This window comes from Streptomyces sp. x-19, assembly GCF_046549115.1.
In the GTDB taxonomy this organism is placed as follows: domain Bacteria; phylum Actinomycetota; class Actinomycetes; order Streptomycetales; family Streptomycetaceae; genus Streptomyces; species Streptomyces albulus_C.
This window is the reverse complement of record NZ_JAJPWK010000010.1, coordinates 188,245-204,520: the sequence shown is the minus strand read 5'-3', so window position 1 is coordinate 204,520 and position 16,276 is coordinate 188,245. Positions and strand designations below refer to the sequence as shown.

The following is a 16,276-nucleotide window of genomic DNA, read 5'->3' as shown; positions in this document are numbered from 1 at the left end:
CGTGGACAGCGGCGCCTGAGCGCGGCTCGGTCCGTTATCCATGATCGTCGAAGGCCCAACCCACTCCCCACGGTCGGCATGGGCCGATATCGTTCAGCATTGTCGAACCAGATACTTCGGAGGTCGCCCGATGGCACGCACCATCCAGTCGCTGGAGCGAGCAGCCGCCATGCTGCGGCTGCTCGCGGGGGGAGAACGGCGACTGGGCCTCTCCGACATCTCCTCCTCTTTGGGGCTGGCCAAGGGGACCGCCCACGGCATCCTGCGCACGCTCCAGCAGGAGGGCTTCGTGGAGCAGGACCAGGCTTCCGGCCGCTACCAGCTCGGTGCCGAGCTGCTGCGGCTGGGCAACAGCTACCTGGACGTCCACGAGCTGCGGGCCCGCGCCCTGGTGTGGACCGACGACCTGGCCCGCTCCAGCGGCGAGAGCGTCTACCTGGGCGTCCTGCACCAGCAGGGCGTACTGATCGTGCACCACGTCTTCCGCCCCGACGACAGCCGGCAGGTGCTGGAGGTCGGCGCGATGCAGCCGCTGCACAGCACGGCGCTGGGGAAGGTGCTGTCGGCGTACGACCCGGTGGCGCACAGCGAGGCCGTGGAGACCGGCCGGGAGGCGTTCACGCCGCGGACCACGACCGGCCTGGCGGACTTCGAGACGGTGCTGGACCTCACGCGGGCGCGCGGCTGGGCCGCGGACGTGGAGGAGACCTGGGAGGGCGTGGCCTCGATCGCCGCTCCGATCCATGACCGGCGCCGGATGCCGGTGGGCGCGGTGGGGGTCACAGGGGCCGTGGAGCGGGTGTGCCGCGACGGCGAACTGCGGCCGGAAATCGTCGCTGCTGTGAGGGATTGCGCACGTGCGGTCTCTCGCGACCTGGGCGCAGGGCGATTCTGACCCCCTATGTCTCAAATGTTCACCTAAGTTTTTCGCCACAGAACCCTTGACGAGGTCTGGGAGGTAAATAAAACTGCCGTTCGTCGGTCGGCATTGCCGAACACCTAACGGCAATAAGCGTTAGGGTGTGGACTGCCGCGGGCCGACCAACGCCCTCTCGGAGGGTGCGGACCACCGGAGGGACCCGGGGTTCGCCTTCCCCTGGACGAAGGACAAAGGAGTCGCGGGTGTCCAGCTCCGACATCTTCATCAGCGAGACCATCGGTACCGCTGTTCTGGTCTTGATGGGCGGTGGTGTCTGCGCCGCCGTCACCTTCAAGCGTTCCAAGGCGTTCAACGCCGGATGGGTCGCCATCGCCTTCGGGTGGGGCTTCGCCGTGCTGACGGGTGCCTACATCGCCGCGAAGTCCGGCGCACACCTCAACCCGGCCGTCACCATCGGCATCGCGATCAAGGGCGGCATCGAGTGGAGTCAGGTGCCGGTGTACTTCGCCGGTGAGCTCCTCGGCGCCCTGATCGGTGCGGTGCTGGTGTGGCTGGTCTACTACGGACAGTTCCGGGCGCACCTGACCGACCCCGAGGTGCTGGCCGGTCACAACGGCGAGGAGGGCATGGTCGACCCGGCCGCCGCTCCGAAGGCCGGCCCGGTGCTGGGCATCTTCTCCACCGGCCCGGAGATCCGGAACGTGGTGCAGAACCTCGTCACCGAGATCATCGCCACCATCGTGCTCGTGCTGGCGATCCTCACCCTCGGGCTGAGCGACAACGGCAAGGGCGTGGGCGCGATCGGCACGCTGCTGGTCGCCCTGGTCGTCACCGGCATCGGCCTGTCCCTGGGCGGTCCGACCGGGTATGCCATCAACCCGGTCCGCGACCTCGGTCCGCGCATCGTGCACGCGCTGCTGCCGCTGCCGAACAAGGGTGGTTCCGATTGGGGCTACGCCTGGATCCCGGTGGTCGGCCCGCTGATCGGCGGCGCCCTCGCCGGGGGCATCTACCAGTTGGCGTTCGCCTGAGCCGCCCCGCCCGCCCCGCCGCCCGCACCGAACCTTGGAGCACACCATGAGCGACACCCCCAGCACCTCCTCGCACGGCCACGGTCCGTTCATCGCCGCGATCGACCAGGGCACCACCTCCAGCCGCTGCATCGTCTTCGACCGGGACGGTCGGATCGTCTCGGTCGACCAGAAGGAACACGAGCAGATCTTCCCCAAGCCGGGCTGGGTCGAACACGATGCGGCCGAGATCTGGGCCAACGTCCAGCAGGTCGTCGAGGGCGCCATCGACAAGGCCGCGCAGAGCAACCCCGGCTTCACCTCGGCCGACGTCAAGGCGATCGGCATCACCAACCAGCGCGAGACCACCCTGCTCTGGGACAAGAACACCGGTGAGCCGGTCCACAACGCGATCGTCTGGCAGGACACCCGCACCGACGGGCTCTGCCGGGAGCTGGGCCGCAACGTCGGCCAGGACCGCTTCCGTCGCGAGACCGGCCTGCCGCTGGCCTCGTACTTCGCCGGCCCGAAGATCCGCTGGCTGCTGGACAACGTCGAGGGGCTGCGCGAGCGCGCCGAGCGCGGCGAGATCCTCTTCGGCACCATGGACTCCTGGGTCATCTGGAACCTCACCGGCGGCGTCAACGGCGGTCGGCACGTCACCGACGTGACCAACGCCTCGCGCACCCTCCTGATGAACCTGCACACCCTGCAGTGGGACGAGCGGATTCTGGACTCGCTGGGCATCCCGGCGGCCCTGCTGCCGGAGATCCGCTCCTCCGCCGAGGTCTACGGCACCACCGCCGCCGGGGTGCTCGAAGGCGTCCCGGTCGCCTCCGCACTCGGCGACCAGCAGGCCGCGCTCTTCGGCCAGACCTGCTTCGCCGAGGGCGAGGCCAAGTCCACGTACGGCACCGGCACCTTCATGCTGATGAACACCGGCCACCAGCCGGTGAACTCCTACAACGGGCTGCTGACCACGGTCGGCTACCGGATCGGCGACCAGCAGCCGGTCTACGCCCTGGAAGGCTCCATCGCCGTCACCGGCTCGCTCGTCCAGTGGATGCGCGACCAGATGGGGCTGATCAACAGCGCGGCCGAGATCGAGACGCTGGCCAGCACCGTCGAGGACAACGGCGGCGCGTACTTCGTGCCGGCCTTCTCCGGCCTGTTCGCCCCCTACTGGCGCTCGGACGCCCGCGGCGTCATCGCCGGCCTGACCCGGTACGTCACCAAGGCGCACATCGCCCGTGCCGTCCTTGAGGCCACCGCCTGGCAGACCCGCGAGATCACCGACGCCATGACCAAGGACTCCGGCGTCGACCTGACCGCGCTCAAGGTCGACGGCGGAATGACCTCCAACAACCTGCTGATGCAGACGATCTCGGACTTCCTGGACGCCCCCGTGGTGCGCCCGATGGTCGCCGAGACCACCTGCCTCGGCGCTGCCTACGCGGCCGGTCTGGCCGTCGGCTTCTGGTCCAGCACCGACGAACTGCGCGCCAACTGGCGTCGGGCCGCCGAGTGGACCCCCCGCATGGACGCGGCCATCCGTGACCGCGAGTACAAGAACTGGCTCAAGGCCGTTGAGCGGACCATGGGCTGGCTCGACGACGAGAGCTGACGAGGAGCACATCATGAGCACCCTGCAGAGCGTCCCGGCCCTCGGGACGCACCCGGCCGCCGGTTCCCTGCCGAGCCGCGCCGAAACCCGGGAGCAGCTGTCCAAGGCGACGTACGACCTCCTGGTGATCGGCGGCGGCATCCTGGGCATCTCCACCGCCTGGCATGCCGCGCAGGCCGGACTGCGGGTTGCCCTGGTGGACGCCGGCGACTTCGCCGGCGCCACCTCCTCCGCGTCCTCCAAGCTGCTGCACGGCGGTCTGCGCTACCTGCAGACCGGCGCGGTCAAGCTGGTCGCGGAGAACCACTTCGAGCGGCGCGCGGTCTCCCGCCAAGTGGCCCCGCACCTGGCCAACCCGCTCACCTTCTACCTGCCGGTCTACAAGGGCGGCCCGCACGGCGCGGCCAAGCTCGGCGCGGGCGTCTTCGCCTACTCCGCGCTGTCCGCGTTCGGCGACGGCGTCGGCCACGTCATAAGCCCGGCCAAGGCCCAGCGGGACGTGCCGGAGCTGCGCACGGAGAACCTCAAGGCCGTGGCCGTGTACGGCGACGACCAGATGAACGACTCCCGGATGGCGCTGATGACCGTCCGCGCGGCGGTCGAGGCCGGCGCCACGGTCCTCAACCACTCCGAGGTCACCGGCCTGCGCTTCACCCAGGGCCGGGTCACCGGCGCCGAGCTCAAGGACCGCCTGGACGGCAGCGAGTTCGGCGTCAACGCCCGCCTGGTGCTCAACGCCACCGGCCCCTGGGTCGACCACCTGCGCAAGATGGAGGACCCCAACGCGGCCCCCTCCATCCGCCTGTCCAAGGGCGCGCACCTGGTCCTCAAGCGCACCTCCCCCTGGAAGGCCGCGCTGGCCACCCCGATCGACAAGTACCGCATCACCTTCGCCCTCCCCTGGGAGGACATGCTGCTGCTCGGCACCACCGACGAGGGGTACGAGGGCGACCCGGCGGACGTCTCGGTCACCGAGAAGGACACCGCCCAGATCCTGGACGAGGCCGCCTTCTCCGTCCGTGACCAGCAGCTCTCCCGCGACCTGATCACCTACTCGTTCGCCGGTCTGCGGGTGCTGCCCGGCGGCCCCGGCGACACCTCCAAGGCCAAGCGCGAGACGGTGGTCACCGAGGGCTCCGGCGGGATGCTGTCGGTCGCCGGCGGCAAGTGGACGACCTTCCGGCACATCGGCCGCACGGTGATGAACAAGCTCGCCGCCCTGCCCGGCCACCCGCTGGCCGAGGACATGGAGCCGATCTCGCAGCTGCCGAAGAAGCTCCCGCTGCCCGGCATCGCCAACCCCAACGCGGTCGCCCACCGACTGCTGGTCGACGGTGGTACGCCCGGCCCCCGGATGGCCGCCGACACCGCGCGGCACCTCGCCACGCACTACGGCTCGCTGTCGTTCGACATCGCCCGGCTGGCGAACGAGGACCCGGCGCTGGCCGAGCGGATCCACCCGGACGCCCCGGAGATCTGGGCGCAGGTCGCCTACGCCCGGGACCACGAGTGGGCCGAGACCGTCGACGACGTACTGCGCCGCCGGACCACGCTGACCATCCGCGGGCTGGACACCGAGGGCGTGCGGGCCCGCGTCAAGGGCATGCTGGAGGACTGACGGACCCTCGACCGAGCGATCGGTGAACGGCGGTGGGACGGCCGGGAGGCCGCCCCACCGCCTTGCACGCAGCACCACGGCGCGTGTCCCGGACGGGGCGCGCGCCGCGGTGCTTCTGCCGCACGGGTGCCACGGTGCCGACACACCGCGGCAACGTCCGGCGCGCACAGTGGGAGGACCCGCCGGCGGGCCGGCAGTGCGCCCGTCCGCCCGGCCGGAACCCACGCCGGAAGGACACCATGCGATTCTCCGTGCTCTCGCTGATCGGCCACGCACCGCACCCGCTGACCGGTCACCTGCCCTCCCCCGCCGACCGGTTCGCGGAGGTCGTCGAGACCGCCGTGGCGGCCGAACGGCTCGGCTTCGACGCGTACGCCGTCGGTGAACGGCACGCCGGGCCGTTCCTGTCCTCCAGCCCGTCGGTGGTGCTGGGGGCGCTGGCCGCCCGGACCTCCCGGATCCGGCTGCTGACCGGGGTGACCGTCGTGGCGGTCCTCGACCCGGTGCGGGTCGCGGAGGACTACGCCACCCTCAGCCACCTCGCCCGCGGCCGTCTCGAACTCGTCGTCGGCAAGGGCGCGGAGGCCGGCCACTTCGACCTCTTCGGGCTCGACGAGGCGCGGCAGTGGGACCTCCAGGCCGAGAAGTACGAGCTGCTGCGCCGGTTGTGGAGCGAGGAGCACGTCGACTGGTCGGGCGAGTTCCGGCCGCCGCTGAAGGACGTGACGACCGTGCCGCGCCCGTACGGCGGTCCGCCGCGGATCTGGCACGGCTCGGCCACCAGCCGCAACTCCCCCGAGCTCGCGGCGAAGCACGGCGATCCGCTGTTCACCGCCAACGCCGTCCAACCGCGGGCCGCGTACGCCGAGTTGATCGCGCACTACCGCGAGCGGTTCGCCGCGTACGGCCACGATCCGGCACGGGCCCGGGTGGCCGCCGGCTCCGGCGGGCTGCTGCTCGCCGACAGCGAGCGGGCGGCGATCGCCCGCTACAAGGACCTCTACGAGGCGAAGGTCGCCCAGACCTTCCGACCGCACCTGGCCGGCAAGGCCGGGTACAACACCCCGTTCCGCACCATCGAGGACGCCATCGCGAACGGGCCGCAACTGATCGGCTCGCCGCAGCAGGTCATCGACAAGATCCTCGGCTACCACGCGGTGTACGGGCACGACCTCCAGTCGATCACCGTCGACGGCTTCGGCCTGGAGCACGGCGAACAGTTGGAGACATTGCAGCGGTTCGCCGAGGAGGTCGCGCCGGTGGTCCGGCGCGAGGCGCCCAGCACGCTGTGGGAGGACGCGGCGGGCGGGATCGGGGTGGACGGGGACGGGCGCTGACCGGGCGCCGCGGGTCATAATGCCCCAGACATCGGAGGTCTGGGGCCGCACCCCGCGGCGTCCGGGCGGGTCCGGACGGGAAGGACGGCCATGGCGGTCACCGACGAGGCCATCGAGAAGATCAAGGGGATGATCGTCTCCGGTGCGCTGCGGCCGGGCGACCGGCTGCCCAGGGAGAGCGAACTCGCCGCGGAACTGGGGCTGTCGCGCAACTCCCTGCGGGAGGCGGTGCGCGCGCTGTCGCTGATCCGCATCCTGGACGTCCGGCAGGGCGACGGCACCTACGTCACCAGCCTGGACCCGCAACTCCTGCTGGAGGCGATGAGCTTCGTGGTGGACTTCCACCGCGACGACACGGTGCTGGAGTTCCTCGCCGTGCGCCGGATCCTGGAGCCGGCCGCCACCGGCATGGCCGCCGGGCGACTCCCGGCGTCCGAACTGGACGCCCTCCAGGCCGCGTTGGACGCACTGGGACCCGAGCCGGCGCTGGAGGAACTGATCGCCGGCGACCTGGAGTTCCACCGTCGGATCGTCGCCGCGGCCGGCAACTCGGTGCTCTGCTCGCTGTTGGACGGCCTGTCCGGGCCGACCACCCGCGCCAGGATCTGGCGCGGGCTGACCCAAAAGGACGCGGTCGCCCGCACCCTCGCCGAGCACCGGGCGATCCTCGGTGCGCTGCGCGACGGGGACGCCGAGGCGGCGCGGGCGTGGGCGACGGTGCACGTCGCCAGCGTGGAGCAGTGGCTGCGGGCGTCGCTGTGAGGACGCCCGCGGCCACCGCTCAGGCCGCGAAGCCGCCGTCGACGGCGAGCGCGGCGCCGGTGACGTACCGGCCGCCGTCGCCCGCCAGGTGGGCCACCATCGCCGCCACGTCCGCCGGCTGCCCGTAGCTGCCGAGCGACGTCAACTGGGCCTGGAGGGCGGCGCCCTCGCCGTCCGCGGGGTTCATGTCGGTGTCGACGGGTCCCGGCAGGACGAGGTTGACGGTGATGCCGCGCGGCCCCAACTCCCTGGCCAGCGCCTTGGTCAGGCCGCCGAGCGCGGCCTTGCTGGTGGCGTAGAGGGAGCCGCCGGGGAAGGGGGCCCGTTCGGCCATGCAGCTGCCGATCGAGATGATCCGGCCGCCCTCGGTCAGATGGGCGGCGGCGGCCTGCGCGGCGAGGAAGGGGGCTCGGACGTTGACCGCCAGCACCCGGTCCACGTCGTCGAGCGCGATCCCCTCGAAGGGGCCCATGACGCCGGCGCCGGCGTTGTTGACGAGGACGTCCAACCGTCCGAACCGGTCGGCCGCGGCGGCCACCGAGGCCCGCACCGCCTCCGGGTCCGCGCCGTCGGCGCGGACCGCCCAGGCCCGCCCGCCGGCCCGCGCGATCTGCCGGACGACCTCGGCGGCCAGGTCGTCCCGGTGCTGGTAGGTCAGCGCCACCGCCGCCCCGTCGGCCGCCAGCCGGGCCGCGATCGCCGCGCCGATGCCCCGGCTGCCGCCGGTCACCAGGGCCGCCTTGCCGGACAGCGGGCGGGTGCCGGGCACCGGGGTCGCGGACGCCGTGGTCGTCGTCATCGTCATCACCTTTGTCTCACGTTCCTCTTCGAGCCGTTCGTACCGGGTTGATGCGATAGCGGTCTATGAGCGCCGGTTCGTGGCGCTCCGCTCGCTTCCGTCGCGGTACGGCTCGATCCTCCGGCAGCGCGGTGGGCGGTGCTGGCGGAATCCGGACGGCTAGTCCACGCCGGACGGGGGCCGGGCGTCGAGGCCGTAGACGCGGGTCGCGGTGCCGCCGAAGGCCGCGGCGCGTTCCGGGCCGGTGAGGTGGTCGGTGGCGGCCTCGGCGAGCGCGACGACGTCCCCGTAGCCGGCGGCCAGGGTGCAGACCGGCCAGTCGGAGCCGAACATCACCCGCTCCGGGCCGAACGCGTCCAGGACGTGCCGGGCGTACGGCAGCAGGTGCGACGGCCGCCACGCGTGCCAGTCGGCCTCGGTGACCAGGCCGGAGAGCTTGCAGGTGACGTTCGGGAGGCGGGCGAGGGCGGTGAGCGCGGCCGCCCAGGGCTGCCACGCGCCGCGGGCGATCGCCGGTTTGCCGGCGTGGTCCAGGACGAAGGACAGCTCCGGCAGGGCCCGCACGACGGCGTGGGCGGCGGGCAGTTGGCGCGGGGTGACCAGCAGGTCGTAGACGAGTCGGTGGGCGGCGAGGGTGCGCAGGCCGCGCCGGACGTCGGGGCGGGCCAGCCAGTGCGGATCGGGTTCGTCCTGGACCTGGTGGCGCAGGCCGACGAGCCCGGCGGGCAGGGCCGCGAGTGCGTCCGGCAGGCCGGCGGCGGTGAGGTCGGCCCAGCCGACGACGCCGCGCACCGGCCCGTTCTCGGCGGCCAGGGCGAGGAGTTCGACGGTCTCCCGGGCGGAGGCCGAGGACTGGACCAGGACGGTGCCGGCGATGCGGTGCGCCGCGACGTGCGGGGCGAGGTCGGCCGGGGCGTAGCTGCGGCGGATCGGGTCGGCCCAGGGCCCGTCCATCCAGGGCTGGTCGCGGCGGCCGAGGTCCCACAGGTGGTGGTGGGCGTCGATGCGCATCGGGGCGGCTCCCGGTGGTCGGGGCGGCGGGCGGGGCGTCAGGCATCCGCCGGCAGCGGCAGGTCGGGGTCGAGCAGCCCGCGGGCGACGAGGGCGCGCCAGAGGCCGGCCGGGACGGGGTGGCGGAACAGGGCCGCGTTCTCGGCGGCCTCGTCGGGCGAGGCGGCGCCGACCACGGCCGCGGCGACGGCCGGATGCCCGAACGGGAAGCGCAGCGCGGCGGCCTTGAGCGGGACGTCGAACGCGGCGCAGACCGCGGCGAGTCGGCGCGCACGGGCGAGGACCGCGGGCGGCGCCGGGGCGTAGTCGTAGGGCGCGCCGGGGGTCGGGTCGGCGAGCAGGCCGGAGTTGTAGACCCCGCCGACCACCACCGAGGTGCCGCGCCGGGCGCACGCCGGCAGCAGGTCGGTGGCGGCGGTCTGCTCCAGCAGCGTCCAGCGGCCGGCGCAGAGCACCACGTCCACGTCGAGGTCGGCGACCAGGCGGGCCAGGACGCCGCTGTGGTTCATGCCGAAGCCGATGGCGCGGACGGTGCCCTCGGCACGGAGTTCGGCCAGGGCCGGGTAGCCGGTCTCGTAGACCTCGCGCAGGTGGTGTTCGACGTCGTGGAGGTAGACGACGTCCACCGCGGCCACGCCGAGACGGGTCAGGGACGCCTCCAGGGTGGCCCGGATGCCGGCCCGGGTGAGGTCGCGCACCCGGGCCCGGGCGGGGGTGGCCACGAAGCCCTCGCCGGCGGGCCGTTCGCCGGGGGCGAGCGGGCGCAGCCGGCGGCCGACCTTGGTGGACAGCACGTAGCCGGACCGGTCGAGGCCGCGCAGCGCCCGGCCGAGGCGCTCCTCGGACAGGCCGACGCCGTAGTGCGGGGCGGTGTCGAAGTAGTGGGCGCCGGTGGCCAGGGCGGTGCGGACGACAGCCCGGGCGCGGGCCTCGGGGACGGCGCGGTAGAGGTTGCCCAGGGGTGCGCAGCCCAGGCCCAGCGGGGGGACGGTGACGCCGCTGCGGCCGAGGTGGCGTGGCCCGTGGGGCGGTCGGCTCATGGTGGCGGCCCGTCAGTCCTGCTTCTCGCCGCTGGTGAAGCGGGAGACGATCAGCGCGAGGAGGATGATCGCGCCGTTGAGGAACTGCGTCCACAGCGGCGGCACACCGCCGAGGGTCATCACGTTGATGACGAGTTGGAGGGTGAGGACGCCGGTGAGCGCCCCGAAGAGGGTGCCGCGGCCGCCCTTGAGGCTGATGCCGCCGATCACCGCGGCGGCGAACACCTGGAAGATCCAGCCGCTGCCCTGGCTGGCGGAGACCGCGCCGTAGTGGCCGGTGTAGAGGATGCCGGCGAAGGCCGCGAGGACGCCGGCGAGGACCAGGACGGTCCAGGTGATCCGGTCGGTGCGGATGCCGGCCGCCCGGGCCGCCTCCGGGTTGCCGCCGATCGCGTAGAGGGCGCGGCCGTGCCGGAGGTAGCCGAGCGCCGCACCGCCGAGGGCGAAGAGGGCCAGGCAGATCCAGACGGCGGCGGGGACGCCCAGCCAGGCGGTCCGGCCCAGGTAGCCGAAGGAGTCCGGGACGTCGCTGAGGGAGCGGCCCTCGGAGAGGCCGACCTGGAGGCCGCGCAGCATGGTGAGCATGCCGAGGGTGGCGATGAAGCCGTTGACCCGCAACCGGAGGATGAGGAAGCCGTTGGCGGCGCCGATGACCGCGCCCACGGCCAGGCACAGCGGGACCGCACTCCAGGAGGGCAGCAGCCCCAGGCCGGCGAACCGGGTGCCGTGTGCGGGCAGCACCAGCCACAGGGCGACCACCGGCGCCAGGCCGATGGTCGACTCCAGCGACAGGTCCATCCGCCCGCTGATCAGCACCAGCGCCTCGCCGAGCACCAACAGGCCGAGTTCGGTGGACTGTTGGACGACGCCGATGAGGTTGTCCTCGGTGAGGAAGGCGGGCGAGACGATGAAGCCGACGACGCCGAGGAGGAGGATCACCGGGACGAGCGAGAGGTCCCGCCAGCGGCCGGCCGCGGTCCGGGGGCGGTGCACCGGGCGGGCCGGCGGCGCCTCGGCGGTCGGTGGTGCCGTGGTGTCGGTCATGGCGCGGTCCCTTCGGTCACGGTCCCTTCCGACGCGGTCCTTTCCTGCGCGGGGGCGTCCGGCGCGGAGTCCGGCCCGGCGTCCGATACGGAGTCCGGCCCGGGGTCCGGTGCGGCGGGCAGGGCGGGGATGGCGGAGGCATCGGGAGTGGTGGAGGCGTCGGAGATGGCGGGGGTGGCGCCCGCCAGGGCGGCCAGCAGGTCCGCCTCGCGCCAGCCGCGGCGGAACTCGGTCCGGGTCCGGCCGCGGACGACCGTCACCACCCGGTCGCAGATCCGCAGGTCGGCCGGCTCGTCGGAGACGACCAGAGCGCCGCGGCCGTCGTCGGCGACCCGTCGCACGACGCCGAGGAGGGCCTCCTTGGAACGGACGTCCACGCCGTTGGTGGGGCGGACGGCGACCAGGACGGCGGGGGCGCGGGCCAGTGCGCGGGCGACCACCACCTTCTGCTGGTTGCCGCCGGAGAGCCCGGCGACCGGCTGGTCGGGCCCGGCGGTCTTGATGTCCAGCGCCGCGATCATCCGCCGGGCGAAGGCGCGGGTCCGGGCCGGCAGGACGGTTCCCCACGGGCCCAGGTGCGTGGTGACGGTCAAGGTGGCGTTCTCGGCGACGCTGCGGCCGGGGATCAGTCCCTCGCGGTGCCGGTCCTCGGGGACGTAGCCGATGCCGGCGTCCAGGGCGTGCGGCACGCTCCCGGGGCGGACCGGCCTGCCGCGGACGGTGATCCGCCCGGCCTCGGGGGTGCGCAGTCCGGCCAGCGCCTCGGCGACCGCGGTGGTGCCGGCGGTCGCGGCGCCGGCCAGGCCCACCACCTCGCCGGCCCGGACGGTCAGGTCGATCGGCCCGAAGTGCCCGCGGAGCGCCAGCCCTTCGGCCCGCAGCAGCGGCTCCCCGGTGGCGGGACCGGCGGTGGCGGGACCGGCGGTGGACCCGGTGGCGGACCCGGCGGCGGAGGTGGTGGACGTGGCGGCCCGGGCCGGCGACGGCACGCTCCGGCCGGGGCCCGGGCGCCCGGCCTCCTCCCCCGCCATCGCCGCCACCAGCGCGTCCTCGCCGAGTGCGGCGACCGGCGCGGTCAGCACCCACTGTGCGTCCCGGAGGACTGTAACGGTGTCACAGAGCGCATGGACCTCCTGGAGGTGGTGCGAGATGAACAGGAACGCCACCCCCTGGGCGCGCAGTTCCCGCACCTTGCCGAAGAGCCGGACGGTGCCGGCCGCGTCCAGCCGGGCGGTGGGCTCGTCCAGGACGATCAGCCGGGCGCCGCGCGACAGGGCGCGGGCGATCTCCACGAACTGCCGCTGCTCGACGCTCAGTTCACCGAGCCGGGCGCCCGGGTCGACGTCCACGCCGTAGCCGGCGAGCAGTTCCCGGGCCCGGGCGCGCACCGCCCGCCACCGCAGGATCGGGCCGCCGGGGAAGTGGTTGAGGAAGAGGTTCTCCGCGACCGTCAGCCCGGGCACCGTCATCGACCGCTGGTGGACGCAGGCGACCTGCCGCTGCCAGGCGGCGGGGTCGTCCCAGCCGGGCGCCTCGACCCCGCCGAAGCTGACCCGCCCGGCGTCCGGCCGGACCAGTCCGGTCAGCACCGACACCAGGGTCGACTTGCCGGCGCCGTTGCGGCCGACCAGGGCGTGCGCCTCGCCGGCCCGCACGGTCAGCCGCACGCCGTCCAGGGCGACGGTGGGCCCGTAGCGCTTGACGAGGCCCTCGGCGTGCACGGCCGGGGGCGCTTCGGGCGCCGGCTGGGCGGGCGCCGACCGCTCCGGCGGCGGGCCACCGGGGGCGGCGGCCGTCACCTCCCCTGCCCCGTCTGATTGGCCCACAGGTGCGGGTCGTCGACGTTGTCCTTGGTGACCAGCGGCGCGGGGAGCTGGTCCTCCAGGCCGTTCTCGATCCGCACGATGGTCGAACCGTGGTCGGTCGGCCCGGGCCGGAAGGTCTTCCCGGCCAGCGCCGCGCGGACGTAGTACAGGGCGTACTCAGCGTAGCGGTCGGCGGGTTGGGAGAGCGTGGCGTCCAGGGTGCCGGCCCGGATGGCGGCCAGCTCCTCGGGGATGCCGTCGTTGGAGACGAGGGTGAGGTGGCCCGGCGTCCCGACGGGTTTGAGCAGTCCGCGCTGGCGCAACAGGGCCAGCACCGGCTGGAGGAAGGCCCCGCCGGCCTGGAGGTAGACGCCGTCGAGGTCCGGGTGCTGGGCCAACAGGCTCTGGAGCTTGGCGGAGGCGACCTCGCCCTTCCAGTCCGTGGCCAGTTCGTGGACGGTGATCCCGGGGAACTTCCGCTTCATGCAGGACGCGAACGCCTCCGAACGGTCCCGGCCGTTGATCGAGCTGAGGTCGCCCTGGAGTTCGGCGACCCGGCCGTGGCCGCCGAGCCGCGCGCCGAGGTAGGCGCAGGACCGTTCTCCGTAGGCCCGGTTGTCGGCCCGGACGACCATGTAGACCGGGCCGTCGTCGGGGCGGGTGTCGACGCTGACGACCGGGATCTTCTTGGCGGCCAGGCGCCGGAGTTCGGCGGTGATGGCGCCGGTGTCCTGCGGGGCCATCACGATCGCCCGGGCGCCCTGGGCGGTCAGCGCCTGGACGTCGGAGACGACCTTGCCCACGTCGTTCTGGGAGTTGGCCAACGGGAGCGCGGCGGGGCCGCCGCGGGCCAGGTCCGCCTCCAGGTACTGCTGGTAGGAGTTCCAGAAGTCGGTGTCGGTGCGGGGCACGTCGATGCCGATCCGGCCGGCGGCGGCGCTGCCGCGGTTGCAGCCGGCGAGCACGACCAGCACAGCCAGCACGGCCAGCGCGAGCACCGCGGCGCCGGCCGCCGTGCCGGTGGTGCGGGTGCGCGTTCTCATGGGTGGTCCCTCCCGTCGGGTCGGTGGCCCCTCGGTCGTGGTGGTCGGGGCACAGCGGGCGGTACGCGGCGGACGTCCGGCGCGCACGGCTCAACCGGCCGGCCGGGGCCGCAGCCCCTGCATCCCGCCGTCCACGGCCAGCGCGGTGCCGGTGATGCCGGAGGCGGCCGGGGACGCCAAGTGGACGATGGCCGCGGCGACTTCCGCCGCGGTGACCATCCGCCCCATGGGTTGACGGGCGTTCAGCGCGGCCCGTTCGGCCACCGGGTCGGCGGCCCGGTCGAGCAGCCGGGCGACCCAGGGGGTGTCCGCGGTGCCGGGGTTGACGCAGTTGACCCGGATGCCCTCCCGCAGGTGGTCCGCGGCCATCGCCAGGGTCAGCGCCAACACCGCCCCTTTGCTCGCGCCGTACAGGGCCCGCTGGGGCAGTCCGGCGGTGGCGGCGATGGAGCAGGTGTGCGTGATGGAGACCGCCCCGGGCACCTCGGCCGCGGCCCGCCGCAGGTGCGGCAGCGCGGCCCGGGCGGTGCGCACCAGCCCCAGCACGTTGACGTCCAGGACGTGCCGCCACTCCTCGTCGTCGTTGTCCGCCACGGTGCCGACGGCGCCGGTCCCCGCGTTGCCGACGAGGGCGTGCAGGGCGCCCAGCTCCGCCACCGCCGCCGCGACCGCGGCCCGCACACCGGCGTCGTCGGTGACGTCCGCGGCGATCCGCAACGCCCCGGCCGGCGCCCCCGACGGATCGCGGTCCACGACGGCGACCCGGGCTCCGCGGGCCAGCAGCAGGGCCGCGGTGGCCGCCCCGATGCCCGAGCCGCCACCGGTGACCAGGGCCACCAGCCCCGTGAAGTCCTGCGCGGCGGGCCCGCTCATGCCGGCACCCCCGCGTCCCGGCGCGCACCGCGTTCCCGCCACACCGGCCCGTCGGGGTAGCGGTACGCGGCGAGCGACGCCGGCGCCATCCGGGCGGAGAACCCGGGGGCGGTCGGTGCGCGGTAGCGGCCGCGGGCGACGACCACCGGATCGGTGAAGTGCTCGTGCAGGTGGTCCACGTACTCGATCACCCGGTCCTCCCAACTCCCGGACACCGCCACGTAGTCGAACATCGCCAGGTGCTGCACCAGCTCGCACAGCCCCACGCCGCCGGCGTGCGGGCACACCGGCACCCCGTACTTCGCGGCCATCAGCAGGACCGCCAGGTTGTCGTTGACGCCGGCCACCCGGGCCGCGTCGATCTGCACGAAGTCCACCGCGCCGGCCTGCAACAGCTGCTTGAACCCGACCCGGTTGGCGACGTGCTCGCCGGTGGCGACCTTCACCGGCTGCCCGGCGCGCACCGCGGCGTGTCCCAGGACGTCGTCCGGGCTGGTCGGCTCCTCGATCCAGTGCGGGGCGTAGGGCGCCAGCGCGGTCATCCACCGGACCGCCTCGGCCACCTCCCAGCGCTGGTTGGCGTCGACCGCGATCCGCACGCCGGGCCCGACCGCGGCGCGGACCAGCCCCAGCCGCCGCAGGTCGTCGTCGAGGTCGGCGCCCACCTTCAGCTTGATCTGCGCGAAGCCGTCGGCCACCGCTTCCTCGGCGAGCCGGACCAGGGTGGCGTCGTCGTGGCCGAGCCAGCCGGGTGAGGTGGTGTAGGCGGGGTAGCCCTCGGCCTTGAGGCGGGCCGTGCGCGCGGCCCGGCCGGGCTCGGCGGCCCGCAGCAGGGCCAGCGCCTCGGCGGGCGTCAACACGTCCGAGAGGTAGCGGAAGTCGACCAGTCCGACCAGCTCCTCGGGCGTCAGACCGGCCAGGAACGCCCAGACCGGGCGGCCTGCGCGACGCGCGGCGAGGTCCCAGGCCGCGTTGACCACCGCCCCGGCGGCCATCTGCGCCACCCCCTTCTCGGGGCCGAGCCAGCGCAGCTGGGAGTCGTGGGTCAGGGCCCGGTGCAGCGCCCCGAGCCGGCCGACGGTGACCGGGGCGGGGTGGCCGACGACGTACGGGGCCAGGACCCGGACCGCGGCGGCCACGACGTCGTTGCCGCGTCCGAGGGTGAAGCAGAGGCCGTGGCCGTCCGGGCCGTCGGCGGTGCGCAGCACGACGTAGGCGGCGGAGTAGTCGGGGTCGGGGTGCATCGCGTCCGAACCCTGCAGCCGGTCGGAGGTGGGGAAGCGGACGTCGTGGACCTCCAGCCCGGTGACGGTGTCGGTTCCGGCCATGGGCACGCCCCCTGGGGATGTCGTGTCACGCACAGGTCGCGGGAGAACATCGGACCTTTCCCGGTCCTCCGATGTATAGCCCCGCCCCGAAGACCTCGTCCA

Annotated in this window: 14 protein-coding genes; 6 read left to right on the top strand and 8 right to left on the bottom strand. The window is 73.9% G+C overall.

Annotated elements, in window-relative coordinates:
* The first annotated feature begins 130 nt into the window (after positions 1–130).
* The 6 genes from ACLJT4_RS23775 to ACLJT4_RS23750 all read left to right on the top strand — a co-directional run bounded on the left by ACLJT4_RS23775 (position 131) and on the right by ACLJT4_RS23750 (position 7,231).
* Positions 131–895 (top strand): IclR family transcriptional regulator, encoded by a 765-nt coding sequence (locus ACLJT4_RS23775; RefSeq protein WP_411124939.1) that lies wholly within the window; start codon positions 131–133, stop codon positions 893–895.
* A 227-nt stretch (positions 896–1,122) separates the two neighbouring features.
* Positions 1,123–1,911, top strand: a complete 789-nt coding sequence (locus ACLJT4_RS23770; RefSeq protein ID WP_275465392.1) for an MIP/aquaporin family protein — start codon at positions 1,123–1,125, stop codon at positions 1,909–1,911.
* 46 nt (positions 1,912–1,957) lie between these two features.
* The gene (gene glpK / locus ACLJT4_RS23765; protein WP_411124937.1) at positions 1,958–3,514 is read left to right on the top strand and encodes a glycerol kinase GlpK; all 1,557 of its coding nucleotides are present in this window, start codon (positions 1,958–1,960) and stop codon (positions 3,512–3,514) included.
* Between the two features lie 13 nt (positions 3,515–3,527).
* The gene (locus tag ACLJT4_RS23760) at positions 3,528–5,132 is read left to right on the top strand and encodes an FAD-dependent oxidoreductase (protein ID WP_411124935.1); all 1,605 of its coding nucleotides are present in this window, start codon (positions 3,528–3,530) and stop codon (positions 5,130–5,132) included.
* Positions 5,133–5,371: 239 nt separating this feature from the next.
* Positions 5,372–6,469, top strand: a complete 1,098-nt coding sequence (locus tag ACLJT4_RS23755) for an LLM class flavin-dependent oxidoreductase (RefSeq protein WP_411124933.1) — start codon at positions 5,372–5,374, stop codon at positions 6,467–6,469.
* A 90-nt stretch (positions 6,470–6,559) separates the two neighbouring features.
* The gene (locus ACLJT4_RS23750; RefSeq protein WP_411124931.1) at positions 6,560–7,231 is read left to right on the top strand and encodes a FadR/GntR family transcriptional regulator; all 672 of its coding nucleotides are present in this window, start codon (positions 6,560–6,562) and stop codon (positions 7,229–7,231) included.
* Positions 7,232–7,250: 19 nt separating this feature from the next.
* On the opposite strand, the gene ACLJT4_RS23745 is transcribed toward ACLJT4_RS23750, so the two are convergent.
* From ACLJT4_RS23745 to ACLJT4_RS23710, 8 genes are all read right to left on the bottom strand, one after another.
* Positions 7,251–8,036 (bottom strand): SDR family oxidoreductase, encoded by a 786-nt coding sequence (locus ACLJT4_RS23745; protein ID WP_411124929.1) that lies wholly within the window; start codon positions 8,034–8,036, stop codon positions 7,251–7,253.
* A 153-nt stretch (positions 8,037–8,189) separates the two neighbouring features.
* The gene (locus tag ACLJT4_RS23740) at positions 8,190–9,041 is read right to left on the bottom strand and encodes an amidohydrolase family protein (RefSeq protein WP_411124927.1); all 852 of its coding nucleotides are present in this window, start codon (positions 9,039–9,041) and stop codon (positions 8,190–8,192) included.
* Positions 9,042–9,079: 38 nt separating this feature from the next.
* Complete coding sequence (locus tag ACLJT4_RS23735; RefSeq protein ID WP_411124925.1) at positions 9,080–10,081, bottom strand: aldo/keto reductase; 1,002 nt, start codon at positions 10,079–10,081, stop codon at positions 9,080–9,082.
* Between the two features lie 12 nt (positions 10,082–10,093).
* Complete coding sequence (locus ACLJT4_RS23730) at positions 10,094–11,125, bottom strand: ABC transporter permease (protein ID WP_411124923.1); 1,032 nt, start codon at positions 11,123–11,125, stop codon at positions 10,094–10,096.
* A complete protein-coding gene (locus ACLJT4_RS23725; protein WP_411124921.1) occupies positions 11,122–12,924 on the bottom strand; it encodes a sugar ABC transporter ATP-binding protein in 1,803 nt (600 codons plus the stop codon). Before ACLJT4_RS23725 ends, ACLJT4_RS23730 begins: the two co-directional genes overlap by 4 nt.
* Positions 12,921–13,973 carry a sugar ABC transporter substrate-binding protein gene (locus tag ACLJT4_RS23720; protein ID WP_411124919.1) on the bottom strand — a complete coding sequence of 351 codons (1,053 nt, stop codon included), beginning with the start codon at positions 13,971–13,973 and terminating at the stop codon, positions 12,921–12,923. Before ACLJT4_RS23720 ends, ACLJT4_RS23725 begins: the two co-directional genes overlap by 4 nt.
* Before the next feature lie 90 nt (positions 13,974–14,063).
* A complete protein-coding gene (locus ACLJT4_RS23715; RefSeq protein WP_411124917.1) occupies positions 14,064–14,846 on the bottom strand; it encodes an SDR family NAD(P)-dependent oxidoreductase in 783 nt (260 codons plus the stop codon).
* Positions 14,843–16,174 (bottom strand): enolase C-terminal domain-like protein, encoded by a 1,332-nt coding sequence (locus ACLJT4_RS23710; RefSeq protein WP_411124915.1) that lies wholly within the window; start codon positions 16,172–16,174, stop codon positions 14,843–14,845. The genes ACLJT4_RS23715 and ACLJT4_RS23710 overlap by 4 nt, the downstream gene beginning before the upstream one ends.
* Between the last annotated feature and the right edge of the window lie 102 nt (positions 16,175–16,276).

Coding starts and splice junctions, on each gene's coding strand:
- glpK (WP_411124937.1), top strand. CDS start 1,958: ATGAGCGACACCCCCAGCACCTCCTCGCACGGCCACGGTCCGTTCATC.
- ACLJT4_RS23755 (WP_411124933.1), top strand. CDS start 5,372: ATGCGATTCTCCGTGCTCTCGCTGATCGGCCACGCACCGCACCCGCTG.
- ACLJT4_RS23775 (WP_411124939.1), top strand. CDS start 131: ATGGCACGCACCATCCAGTCGCTGGAGCGAGCAGCCGCCATGCTGCGG.
- ACLJT4_RS23735 (WP_411124925.1), bottom strand. CDS start 10,081: ATGAGCCGACCGCCCCACGGGCCACGCCACCTCGGCCGCAGCGGCGTC.
- ACLJT4_RS23730 (WP_411124923.1), bottom strand. CDS start 11,125: ATGACCGACACCACGGCACCACCGACCGCCGAGGCGCCGCCGGCCCGC.
- ACLJT4_RS23740 (WP_411124927.1), bottom strand. CDS start 9,041: ATGCGCATCGACGCCCACCACCACCTGTGGGACCTCGGCCGCCGCGAC.
- ACLJT4_RS23760 (WP_411124935.1), top strand. CDS start 3,528: ATGAGCACCCTGCAGAGCGTCCCGGCCCTCGGGACGCACCCGGCCGCC.
- ACLJT4_RS23750 (WP_411124931.1), top strand. CDS start 6,560: ATGGCGGTCACCGACGAGGCCATCGAGAAGATCAAGGGGATGATCGTC.
- ACLJT4_RS23720 (WP_411124919.1), bottom strand. CDS start 13,973: ATGAGAACGCGCACCCGCACCACCGGCACGGCGGCCGGCGCCGCGGTG.
- ACLJT4_RS23710 (WP_411124915.1), bottom strand. CDS start 16,174: ATGGCCGGAACCGACACCGTCACCGGGCTGGAGGTCCACGACGTCCGC.
- ACLJT4_RS23745 (WP_411124929.1), bottom strand. CDS start 8,036: ATGACGATGACGACGACCACGGCGTCCGCGACCCCGGTGCCCGGCACC.
- ACLJT4_RS23715 (WP_411124917.1), bottom strand. CDS start 14,846: ATGAGCGGGCCCGCCGCGCAGGACTTCACGGGGCTGGTGGCCCTGGTC.